Annotated in this window: 11 protein-coding genes; 5 read left to right on the top strand and 6 right to left on the bottom strand. The window is 63.9% G+C overall.

Annotated elements, in window-relative coordinates; translation table 11 throughout:
* Window positions 1–1,105: GltB/FmdC/FwdC-like GXGXG domain-containing protein (locus L6639_RS38805; protein ID WP_465251684.1), on the top strand; the 1,105-nt coding region annotated here is incomplete at its 5' end.
* A gap of 142 nt (window positions 1,106–1,247) precedes the next feature.
* A complete protein-coding gene (locus L6639_RS38800) occupies window positions 1,248–2,699 on the top strand; it encodes a glutamate synthase subunit beta (RefSeq protein WP_237866659.1) in 1,452 nt (483 codons plus the stop codon).
* Window positions 2,700–2,893: 194 nt separating this feature from the next.
* Here L6639_RS38800 and L6639_RS38795 read toward each other — a convergent pair whose 3' ends face one another.
* Window positions 2,894–4,648, bottom strand: coding sequence for an outer membrane beta-barrel protein (locus tag L6639_RS38795; RefSeq protein ID WP_237866658.1), 1,755 nt, complete (start codon window positions 4,646–4,648; stop codon window positions 2,894–2,896).
* A gap of 193 nt (window positions 4,649–4,841) precedes the next feature.
* Here L6639_RS38795 and L6639_RS38790 point away from each other — a divergent pair, with 193 nt between their 5' ends.
* Complete coding sequence (locus L6639_RS38790) at window positions 4,842–5,849, top strand: KpsF/GutQ family sugar-phosphate isomerase (protein ID WP_237866656.1); 1,008 nt, start codon at window positions 4,842–4,844, stop codon at window positions 5,847–5,849.
* 140 nt (window positions 5,850–5,989) lie between these two features.
* On the opposite strand, the gene L6639_RS38785 is transcribed toward L6639_RS38790, so the two are convergent.
* Complete coding sequence (locus L6639_RS38785; RefSeq protein WP_237866655.1) at window positions 5,990–6,544, bottom strand: carboxymuconolactone decarboxylase family protein; 555 nt, start codon at window positions 6,542–6,544, stop codon at window positions 5,990–5,992.
* Between the two features lie 70 nt (window positions 6,545–6,614).
* Here L6639_RS38785 and L6639_RS38780 point away from each other — a divergent pair, with 70 nt between their 5' ends.
* Window positions 6,615–6,953 (top strand): winged helix-turn-helix transcriptional regulator, encoded by a 339-nt coding sequence (locus tag L6639_RS38780; protein WP_237866650.1) that lies wholly within the window; start codon window positions 6,615–6,617, stop codon window positions 6,951–6,953.
* Window positions 6,954–7,067: 114 nt separating this feature from the next.
* On the opposite strand, the gene L6639_RS38775 is transcribed toward L6639_RS38780, so the two are convergent.
* The 4 genes from L6639_RS38775 to hemH form a co-directional block, all read right to left on the bottom strand.
* Window positions 7,068–7,511: an NfeD family protein gene (locus L6639_RS38775; RefSeq protein ID WP_237866649.1), complete on the bottom strand. Its 444-nt coding sequence runs from the start codon at window positions 7,509–7,511 to the stop codon at window positions 7,068–7,070.
* Window positions 7,512–7,561: 50 nt separating this feature from the next.
* Window positions 7,562–8,566, bottom strand: a complete 1,005-nt coding sequence (locus L6639_RS38770) for an SPFH domain-containing protein (RefSeq protein ID WP_237866648.1) — start codon at window positions 8,564–8,566, stop codon at window positions 7,562–7,564.
* A gap of 222 nt (window positions 8,567–8,788) precedes the next feature.
* The gene (locus tag L6639_RS38765; RefSeq protein ID WP_237866647.1) at window positions 8,789–9,754 is read right to left on the bottom strand and encodes an ABC transporter substrate-binding protein; all 966 of its coding nucleotides are present in this window, start codon (window positions 9,752–9,754) and stop codon (window positions 8,789–8,791) included.
* Between the two features lie 25 nt (window positions 9,755–9,779).
* Window positions 9,780–10,817 carry a ferrochelatase gene (gene hemH, locus L6639_RS38760; RefSeq protein WP_237866644.1) on the bottom strand — a complete coding sequence of 346 codons (1,038 nt, stop codon included), beginning with the start codon at window positions 10,815–10,817 and terminating at the stop codon, window positions 9,780–9,782.
* A gap of 82 nt (window positions 10,818–10,899) precedes the next feature.
* Between hemH and L6639_RS38755 the strand changes: the two genes are divergently transcribed.
* Window positions 10,900–11,298, top strand: coding sequence for an MAPEG family protein (locus L6639_RS38755; RefSeq protein ID WP_237866643.1), 399 nt, complete (start codon window positions 10,900–10,902; stop codon window positions 11,296–11,298).
* Window position 11,299 lies beyond the last annotated feature (1 nt).

Genomic DNA, 11,299 nt, shown 5'->3' with positions numbered 1-11,299 from the left:
GCGCGAGATCATGGCCTCGCTCGGCTTCCGCACCTTCAACGAGATGGTCGGCCAGGTTCAGCTGCTCGACCAGACCAAGCTGGTGGCGCACTGGAAGGCGAAGGGCCTCGATTTCTCGAAGCTGTTCGTCAAGCAGAAGGAAGACAAGGGCCAGAAGATCTATCACTCCGAGCGCCAGAACCATCATCTGGAGGCCGTGCTCGACCGCTCGCTGATCGAGAAGGCGAAGCCCTCGCTCGACCGCGGTGCGCCGGTGAAGATCGAGGCTGCGATCAACAGCACCAACCGCTCTGCGGGTGCGATGCTGTCAGGCGCGGTCGCCAAGATCTACGGCCATGCCGGCCTGCCGCAGGACACCATCCATGTCAGCCTCAAGGGCACGGCCGGCCAGGCGTTCGGCGCGTGGCTCGCCAACGGCGTTACCTTCGAGCTCGAGGGTGAAGCCAACGACTATGTCGGCAAGGGCCTCTCGGGCGGCAAGATCATCGTCAAGCCGCCGGCGAATAGCGGCATCGTGCCGGAGGAGAGCATCATCGTCGGCAACACCGTGATGTACGGCGCCATCCAGGGCGAGTGCTACTTCCGCGGCGTCGCCGGCGAACGCTTTGCCGTGCGCAACTCGGGCGCGGTCGCCGTGGTCGAAGGCGCCGGCGATCATTGCTGCGAATACATGACCGGCGGCATCGTGGTCGTGCTCGGCAAGACCGGACGCAATTTCGCGGCCGGCATGTCCGGCGGCATCGCCTACGTGCTCGACGAAACCGGCGACTTCAACAAGCTGTGCAATCTCAGCATGGTCGAGCTCGAGCCGGTGCTGTCGGAAGAGCTGATCAACGCCGGCACGTATCACCACTCCGGTGATCTCGAGGCGCACGGCCGGGTCGACGTGTTCCAGAACCTGCTCGCATCCGACGTCGAGCGTCTGCACGTCCTGATCACGCGCCATGCCAAGGCGACCGGCTCCAAGCGCGCCGCGGACATCCTTGCCAATTGGAAGGAATGGCTGCCCAAATTCCGCAAGGTGATGCCGGTCGAGTACCGGCGCGCGCTGCGCGAAATGGCCGCCAACGCGGACGCCGAGCCGAAGATCGCGATCGGGGCGTAAGGCATCACACCCGTCATTGCGAGCGTAGCGAAGCAATCCAGACTTTCTTCCTTGATGCAGACTGGATTGCTTCGTCGCTTCGCTCCTCGCAATGACGGTGAGGAAACAACAAAACGACTAAGCGGCAGGGACTTCGGGTTTAATGGGCAAGATCACGGGTTTTCTCGAAATCGAACGGCACGATCGCAAGTACACCCCCGTCGCCGAGCGCGTGAAGCATTACAACGAGTTCGTCGTTCCCTTGAGCGAGAAGGAAACGCGCGACCAGGCCGCGCGCTGCATGAACTGCGGCATTCCCTATTGCCACGGCACCGGCTCGGTCGCGCCGGGCACGCCCGGTTGCCCGGTCAACAACCAGATCCCCGACTTCAACGACCTCGTCTATCAGGGCAATTGGGAAGAGGCCTCGCGCAATCTGCACTCGACCAACAACTTTCCTGAATTCACCGGCCGCATCTGTCCGGCGCCGTGCGAGGCGTCCTGCACGCTCAACATCGACGACAACCCCGTCACCATCAAGACCATCGAATGCGCGATCGTCGACCGCGCTTGGGACAATGGCTGGCTGAAGCCTGAGATCGCCGCGGTCAAGACCGGCAAGAAGGTCGCGGTGATCGGCTCGGGTCCGGCCGGCATGGCCTGCGCGCAGCAGCTGGCCCGCGCCGGGCACGACGTGCATCTGTTCGAGAAGTACGCCAAGGCCGGCGGACTGCTCCGTTATGGCATCCCGGACTTCAAGATGGAGAAGGGCGTCATCGACCGCCGCGTCAAGCAGATGGAAGGCGAAGGCGTCACCTTCCACTACAACAGCCATGTCGGCGTGGACGGCAATGTCGATCCGCGCGAGATGCTCAACCAGTACGACGCGATCGCGCTGACCGGCGGCGCCGAAGCCCCGCGCGATCTGCCGATCCCCGGCCGCGAATTCGACGGCATCCATTATGCGATGGACTTCCTGCCGCAGCAGAACCGCCGCGTCTCCGAGGAGCCGCTGGGTGGCGTCAAGGAGATCCTCGCCGGCGGCAAGCATGTCGTCGTCATCGGCGGCGGCGACACCGGATCCGACTGCATCGGCACCTCGCTGCGCCAGGGCGCGCTGTCGGTGACGCAGCTCGAGATCATGCCCGCTCCGCCCGAGCGCGAGAACAAGGGCCTGACCTGGCCGAACTGGCCGCTGAAGATGCGCACGTCGTCGAGCCAGGCCGAAGGCGCAATCCGCGAGTTCGCCGTGCTGACGCAGAAGTTCACCGGCGAGAACGGCAAGGTCAAGAAGCTGCACTGCGTGCGCGTCGACGACAAGTTCAAGCCGATCGCAGGCACCGAGTTCGAGCTCGATGCCGAGCTCGTCCTGCTCGCGATGGGTTTTGTGCATCCCGTGCACGAGGGTCTGCTCAAGCAGCTCGCGGTCGACCTCGACCCGCGCGGCAACGTCAAGGCCAACACGCTTGATTACCAGACCTCGCGTCCGAACGTGTTCTCCGCCGGCGACATGCGCCGTGGCCAGTCGCTGGTGGTCTGGGCCATCCGCGAAGGCCGGCTGTGCGCCCGCTCGATCGACACGTTCCTGATGGGGAAGACGGATCTGCCGCGGTGAGTGTTACTCGCGGCCAAACTAGGCAACGGTGTCATCGCCCGGCTTGACCGGGCGATCCAGTATTCCAGAGACGTTTTTATTGAACCGAGAAGCCGCGGCGTACTCGATGTCCCAGTCAAGCCGGGGCATGACAGCGGAGTGAGTTGAAAGCTTGCCGCTTACTAAGACGCATCAGTTCAAATCCCTACGCGCCGCTAATTCTGCAACCGCACGCCCAGCATCACCACCGTGCCCTGCGAACTCGAGCCCGGCTGGTTCGAATCCAGGATGTCGTGGCGCAACGTGCCCTTGATCCAGATGTTGCGGTTGAGCTTGTAGATCAGATTGCCTTCGAGCGAGTAGGTCTTGTCGTTGCGATTCTGGCCCTGATAGTCGTAGGTGCCGTAGGTGAACTTGCCGACCGCCGTCAGCCAGCGGCGGAAGTCGTGGTCGACTTCGGCGGCATAGGTGTGCACCAGCACGCCGGAGGAGCCGGGGATGGTGGTTTCCGCGATTTGGGTGTCGGTGTTGAATTTCACCGTCGTCAGCCCGCTGGCGTTCCAGATCAGCGATCCCGAGGTGAGGAAGCCCGAGAGCTGGCTCAGGCGAGGGTCGACATAGTTGCGCGCGGAATAGCCGACCGAGACTTCGCCGGTGAGGATGCGCGAGAACTCGAAGGACGAGCCGACCTTGGCATAGCCGCCGTTTGAATCGCGCAAATAGCCGTTGCGATCCGCAGCCTGGTCGTGGACGCGGTTGTCGCCCTCGATCTCGACGAACGGTTTTAAGCCCGGCTTCAGCTCGTAGGAGAAGCGTCCGACGCCGCCATACTGGTTGAAGTCGCGGTCGTCATTGCTGAAGGTCGACCCGTCGGTGAGTTTTGAATCCGTGTAGGCGGTGCGATCGATCGTGGCGCCGGCGGCGACCTGGAAACGGTTGAAGGTCTGGTCGAATCCGAAGGTGCCGCCATAGGTGGCGTAAACAGGATATTTCTGCAGGCCGGCCTGCACGTTCGGGCTGCCAGGGTTGTCGGTGGCAAGCCGCAGCCGGAATTGCGAGGTCAGCTTGAGGTCGCGGTCGACGTCGTAGCGGCCGTCGACATGGCCGGTGAAGTCGGGGCGGTTGATCTCGACAGGCGACGGCGAGGGAAGTCCGTCGATCGTCGCCGGCATGTTGTTGGTGTAGCCGGAGAACGAGCCGCGCAAGTCTGCGACCAGCGCGTGGCGCTCCCAGTCGGACATGACAAGCAGATCCGGCGCGACGACATAGACAGGCGAGCCGACCGGCTTGCTGAGACGTGCAGGATTGGTGTCGTAGCCGGTGGAAAGCTCGAGCCCGCCCTTGATCAGAAAGCTGCCGGCGTAGTCGCCGACCGCGCCGAAGGCATCGTCGTCGACCTTGAGGCGGCGGCGCTGCGGCTGGCCGGGCACGGTGCCAGCCATCGCCGGCGGCAATGGCGTCTTGTTCGCGGTCTCCGACGGCGGCGGCGCAATACGGGGAGGACCGAGCGTGGAGACCGGCGGCGTTGCAGTTGGCACCGGCGAGCCGGGGCCGGCGGGCTTCTTCGGCTTCGGCTGGCCCGGATAGAGTTTTGGCTGCTGGCGCTTGCGATTAAGCGAGTCGTAGCCCGAGCTGCTCGCACCGTTCGCGGCGGGAAGGCCATATGTCGGGACCTGGCCAATTCGCGTTGTCGCGGGCGCGTCGCTCTTCTTGCGCGGATCCTCGTTGGGATCCGGCGGCTGCGGGGGCTGCGGAACCGCGTCCGACGGCGCCGGCAGGACGCCCGCCGTGCGGCGCGTCGGCAGCGTCTCAGGCGAAACGAAGCCGCCGCGGCTGGGATTGAACAGGTCGGGCGTGAGGCTCTGGGCGGCCACTGGTGAGCTTTCCAGCGCGGTCAGCAGCAGGCATGGCAAAGCGGCGCGAAAGACGTACGCGCGACTGCTCCGGCCCCTACCTGGAGGCGACCCCACGATGGAATAACTCCAACGAAATCAGATACTTCACTGATGGCCTTCCGCGAACGCGCGGAAACCATCGTTAATGGAGTTAAAACAATTATGGTTAATGACCCGTTGAGGGATTTGGCGGTCGCGTCGCCTCGGAAGCCGAGGCGTGCTAAGGAGGCGGCCAACGGGCTGACGCCCCTCCTCCCTGGACCTGAGCATGCCGAGTTCGAAACCGCTGATGACCTCCTCATCCGGCCTCACCCCCACGTCAGTCGAATCCGCACTCCGCACGCTGGAGACGGAGAGCGGCGGCATCAACGCGCTCGCCGCCGCCCTGCGCGGCCCGCTGGGCGAGGCGTTCGCCAGGGCGGTCGACCTGATCCGCAACGCCAAGGGCCGCGTCATCGTCACCGGGCTCGGCAAGTCCGGCCACATGGCGCGCAAGATCGCGGCGACCCTGGCCTCGACAGGCACGCCGGCCTTCTTCGTTCATACGGCTGAAGCCGCCCATGGCGACCTCGGCATGATCACGACCGACGATGTCATCATGGCGCTGTCCTGGTCCGGCGAGCAGCCAGAGATGAAGACGCTGGTGAACTATTCGGCGCGCTTTGCGATCCCGATGATCGCGGTGACGTCGAATGCGGCGTCCTCGCTCGCCCAGGCCGCCGACATCGTCATCGAATTGCCGAAGGCGCGCGAGGCCTGCCCGCACAATCTGGCGCCGACCACCTCGACCATGATGCAGGTCGCGATCGGCGATGCCATCGCGATCGCGCTGCTCGAAGGCCGCGGCTTCACCGCGCTGGAATTCGCCCACTTCCATCCCGGCGGCAAGCTGGGCGCGATGCTGAAATTCGTCCGCGACTATATGCGCACCGGCGCGGAAATCCCGGTCAAGCCTGAAGGCACCAAGATGTCGGACGCGGTGGTGGAGATGTCGGCCAAGGGTTTGGGCTGCGTCTGCATCGTCAATGACGCGAACGAGGCGGTCGGCATCATCACCGACGGCGATCTGCGCCGCCACATGCGGCCGGATCTTTTGACTGTGACGGTCGATGAGATCATGACCAGGCAGCCCAAGACCGTGCCGCCCTCGATGCTCGCAAGCGAGATGATCGAGGTGCTGAACACGCGCAAGATCACAACGCTTGTTGTGACCGAGGCGGACAAGGTGGTCGGCATCGTGCATCTGCACGATCTGCTGCGGGCGGGTGTGGCGTAGGTCCTACGGCTCTCTCCACGTCATTGCGAGTGTAGCGAAGCAACCCAGAATCTTTCTGCGGGGACGGTCTGGATTGCTTCGTCGCATCAGCGCAAAATTGCTTCGTAATTTTGTTGCGAGCTCCTCGCAATGACGCATGGTTAGACTGTTGGAAACCGCGCCGCGTTCTCCTCCAGCGGCAGCCTCAGCCCGTTGGCCAGATACGACACCGTGCGATAGAAGCCGCACAGCAGCATGATCTCCAGGATCTGCGCCTCGTCGTAATGCGCGGACAGCGCGGCGAACTCGGCGTCGGTGAACGTCGCGCGGGTGTGCAACGCGTCCACCGCTGCGATCAGGGCCTGCTCGGCCGCGGACCAGCTGGCCGAATTCGCATCGCCCCCCACCGTCGCACGAACCTCATCCTCGCTAAGCTTCGCCGGGCCGGCGAAGATCGCGACATGGACGCCCCATTCATATTCGCATCTGTTCAGCGCGCAGGTCCGATCGATGACGATCTCGCGCTCCCGCAACGATAACGGCCCGGGATCGAGCAGGCCGCCGGCACGAAACTTGTCCCAGGCGCGGCTGTGGCCGGCCATCACCCGGAAAAGCATTAGCGGCGGCGCGCCGCGCATGATGCGGTCGAACTGCGCCTGGATCTCCGGGGGATAAGGCTGATCGAGCGCGGCGATACGAGGAGCCGGGGATGACATGGGCATCTTCCTTGCTACAATTATTGTAGCAACACGCTACATTATCTGTAGCACGACGCAAGAGGGTGTGATGGCGAAACAGACGGGCTCAGGGGAACGTCGCGTGCGCGGCTCGCGTACCGGGCGGCCGATCATGGCGCTGCTCGACCTGCTCGGGCGGCGCTGGGCCTTGCGGATATTGTGGGAATTGCGCGCGGAGCCTCTCACCTCGCGCGCATTGCGCACGGCCTGCGATGAGGCTTCGCCGACGGTGTTGCAAGTGCGGCTGACGGAGTTGCGCGAGGCGGGGTTTGTGGAGCTGGGCGACGGCGGAGGCTATGGCCTGACACCGGTGGGCCGGGAGCTGTGCGAGACGTTCATGCCACTGCACAGGTTTGCGGAGAGGTGGCGCAGCAAGAGTGGCGCCTAGCTAGGTCTGGCAATCCAGCCTCAACAAGCTCGTCATTGCGAGCGCAGCGAAGCAATCCAGAATCTTTCTGCGGCAACAGTCTGGGTTGCTTCGCTACGCTCGCAATGACCGCACCTACGCCGCGGCCACCGTTAGATTCACGCCATCCACCTGCACCACCTTCACACGCGTCCCTGCCGGAGTGTCCGGGCCCGCCACGCGCCACACCGTGTCGCCGATGCGCATGGTGCCGTTGCCGTCGATGATCGGCTTCTCCAGCGTGAACTCGCGGCCCAGCAACGCCTCGGTGCGCTTGTTGAGGAACGGGCTGGCGCTTGCATCGAACTTCGGTCGCGCAAGACGACGCCACACCGGCACGGCCGCGGCTGCGAACACCGCGAACATCACGAGCTGGATCTGCCAGGAGATGACGGTGGCGAACGAGATCAGGCCGACCAGGAGCGCGGCGAGCCCCAGCCAGAACAGGAACACGCCCGGCGCGATCACCTCCAGCGCCATCAGGAGGAAGCCGAAGATCAGCCAGTTCCAGGTGCCGAGCGATACGAACATGTCGGTCATGACACGACCTCTTTATGTTGGCGCACGACCCTAAGGTCATGCGCCGTTCCTCAACCCTGCCGCGGCGGAACCGCCGGCGGCGTGCCGCCAGCCGGCGGCACTGAGCCGGTGCGGCGCGCGGCGGCGGCTGCAGACGCAGCACTTTCGCCGAACGTTGCCTTGGCGATCTCGCCGATGCCGGCGAGCGAACCCAGAATGCTGGTGGCCTCGATCGGCAGCATGATGATCTTCTGGTTCGGCGAGTCGGCCAGTTGGCCGAACGCCTTGATGTATTTGTCGGCAATAAAATAATTCAGCGCAGCCACGTCACCCTTGGCGATGGCCTCACTCACCATTTGCGTCGCCTTGGCCTCGGCCTCTGCAGACCGCTCACGCGCCTCGGCGTCGCGAAACGCAGCTTCCTTGCGGCCTTCGGCCTGGAGGATCTGGCCCTGCTTGGCGCCCTCAGCGCGCAGGATCTCGGACTGGCGCGCGCCTTCGGCCTGAAGGATGTCGGCGCGCTTGACGCGCTCGGCCTTCATCTGCCGCCCCATCGCCTCGACGAGATCGGCCGGCGGCACGATGTCCTTGATCTCGATGCGGTTGACTTTCAGGCCCCACGGCGAGACCGCGGCATCGACGACGCGCAAGAGGCGCTCGTTGATCTCGTCGCGGTGCGACAGCACCTGGTCGAGGTCCATAGCGCCCATGACCGAACGGATGTTGGTCATGGTCAGCACGATGATCGCCTGCTCGAGATTGGCGACCTCATAGCTCGCCTTCGCTGCATCGAACACCTGGAAGAAGGCAACGCCGTCGACCGTCACCGTCGCGTTGTCCTTGGTGATCACCTCCTGCTCGGGGATCGAGATCACCTGCTCCATCATGTTGATCTTGCGCCCGACGCGATCGAAATAGGGCACGATGAGATTGAGGCCGGGCGTTAGCGTATGGGTGTATTTACCGAACCGCTCGATGGTCCAGTCATAGCCCTGCGGCACCGTTTTCACGCCGGCAATCAGCGTGATGATGACGAGCAACACCAGAACAATCGCGAAAATATCAAAACCGCTCATATCTCCTCCAAGGCAGGAAAGAACCCGGGAAACAGGCCCTTCCCGCGCTGTCATTGGTCGGGATCAGCACCCTACCGGTTCAGCGGTCGCTTTTCACGTCGGCATGCGCGCGATTCTGAACAAGGCGCACGGAGCGGGAACGGTCACGATTATGTATTTTTCGAAGGGCTCTTGAAAGCGTACGGCGGCAGACCTAGCGGCAAAGATTAACAAACTGCGACGCTACTCGATGACGTCGTTCGCGATTGCGAGCAGCCCGGCGGGAAGCGTAACGCCGATCGCCTTGGCCGCCTTCACGTTGATCGCAAGCTCGAACTTCGTCGGATTCTGGACCGGAAGGTCGGCGGCTTGCGCGCCCTTTAGGATGCGATCGATATAGCCCGCGGCACGTCGCAGCTGCTCGGCACTGTCGGTGCTGTAGGACATCAGCCCGCCTTCATCGACGAAGGCGCGGCTCCAGAACACCGACGGCAGATGCGATTCCGCGATCGCTGCCAGCAGAGGCGCGCGATTGGCCATGGTGAAAAAGTCGGGCAGCACCAGGAATCCGCCATCCTTCCGCGAGGCCAGCGCGGCGATCGAGGCTGCATCATGCACCGCCGCGGGCTCGACCACGACATCCAGCGTCCGCGCAGCCTCCTCGAGCGTGCGCAGCATCAGGGCTGCGAACGGCGCGGTGGCGGGATTGTAGACGACGAAGGCGCGAGAGACCTTTGGCGTGACCTGCGTCAGCATCTCCAGCCATTTGCCGGCAAGCGGGCCGTCATAATCGGTGAAGCCGGTGATGTTGCCGCCGGGATGGGCCAGATTTTGCACAAAACCCTGGCTGACGGGATCGGTGACCACCGCGAACACGATCGGAATCGTAGCGGTGCGCTGCCGCAGCTCCTCCACCGAGGGGGTGCCGATCGCGAGCAGAACGTCCGGCTTGAGCGCGATCAACTCGTCGGCGAGCCGGGCGATCGGAGCGCGATCACCACCTCCGTTGCGCCAGTCGACCCTGAGATTGTCTTGCTCCTTCCAACCATGGGTGGCCAGCGCCTCGACCAGGCGGGCCTGCCCGATCACGTCATCGGCCGTGACCGAAAGCACGCCCAGTCGGCGCAGCTCGCCGGTCTGCTGCGCCAGGGCTGAGAGCGGCAGCACCGTGATCGTTCCCAGAAGCGCCAGGCAGTCGCGGCGGTTCATGGAACGCTCCCTAGATCCAGGCACATTAGATCCAGCCTTGCAGCTCCCGCAGCACCAGCGTGCGGATCACGTCCATGCCCGGATCGCTATCGTTCAGGCAGGGGATCGCGGAAAACTGCTCGCCGCCATTGTGCTTGAAGATCTCGGCATTCTCCTGCGCGATCTCCTCCAGCGTCTCGAGACAGTCGGCGGAAAAGCCCGGCGTCACCACCGCGATGCGACGCACGCCTTCTTTCGCCAGGCGTTCCATCGTCTTGTCGGTATAGGGTTGCAGCCATTCATCATTGCCGAAGCGCGACTGGAAGGTCAGCAGCAGCTTGGTGTCGTCCATGCCGAGCCGGCGACGCAGCGCCTGCGTCGTCGCGACGCAATGGCTCTGATAGGGATCACCCTTGTCGACATAGGATTTCGGCATGCCGTGAAAAGACGCGACGATCAGCTCGGGCTTGAAGGATAAATTCGCCAGATGCAACTCGATCGAGACGGCGAGCGCCTCGATATAGGCCTCGTCCTCGTAGTATGGCGGCGTCACCCGCAGCGTCGGCTGATTGCGCAGGCCGGCGAGCACACGGAACACCTCGTCGCAGACGGTCGCCGAGGTCGAGGCGGAATATTGCGGATAGAGCGGCACCGCAAGGATGCGCTCGCATCCCTTCGCGATCAGCGCATCGATCCCCGCCTTGATCGAGGGATTGCCGTAGCGCATCGCCCAATCCACCACGACATGCGCGCGATCAGACAGCGCGGCGGCGAGCTTGTCGGCTTGCGACCGCGTGATGGTCTTCAGCGGCGACTCGTTCTTCTCGACGTTCCAGATCTTCTGGTAGTCGAGCGCCTTGGTGCGGGGGCGGCTGCGCAGGATGATGCCGTTCAGCACCAGCTGCCAGATCAGGCCCTGGGCCTCGATGACGCGAGCGTCCGACAGAAATTCCTTCAGATAGACCCTCACGCCGGCGGCGTCGGCCGTATCGGGCGTGCCGAGATTGACCAGCAGCACGCCGACGCGCGGCTGGCCGGGCTGAACGGTCGGCTTCGCTGAAACGATGGGGGCCAGGGTCTCCATGGCCAGTTGGGTCGCGCGTTGCTCCGAACTTGTCAAGATGAGGCCGGTTTCGCTAGGGTCCCGTCCAAGCGGGGGAGGGAAGATGACGCTCGCGGAATGGTGCGTTCTCGGGGCACTGTTGCTCTATCTCGTAACGATCGTCTCGATCAAATGGATCAGGTTTCGCGGCTTCGACAATTCGCGGCCGCGCGATCCCGCCTTTTATGAGGACGCCATCTCGCAGCGCGCGCTTGGCGCGCACCAGAACGGCATCGAAACCTTCCCGTTCTTCGCTTTCGCCGTCCTGCTCGCCGAATTCCGCGACTCGCCGCAGCGCCTGATCGACGAGCTCGCGGTGTTGTTCCTGATCGTGCGGGTGGCCTATGTGCTGACCTATCTCGGCAACCGGCCGACGCTGCGTTCCATCCTCTGGAGCATCGGCTTTGCGCTCAATCTGGCGATCTTCTTCATGCCGATGTTGAAGAAGTTTTTGCCGGTGTGAC

Origin of the sequence: Bradyrhizobium zhengyangense (assembly GCF_022012555.1) — a bacterium.
GTDB classification, from domain to species: Bacteria; Pseudomonadota; Alphaproteobacteria; order Rhizobiales; family Xanthobacteraceae; genus Bradyrhizobium; species Bradyrhizobium zhengyangense.
Note: the sequence above shows the minus strand (reverse complement) of the source record. Positions and strands in the feature narration are given on the sequence as shown.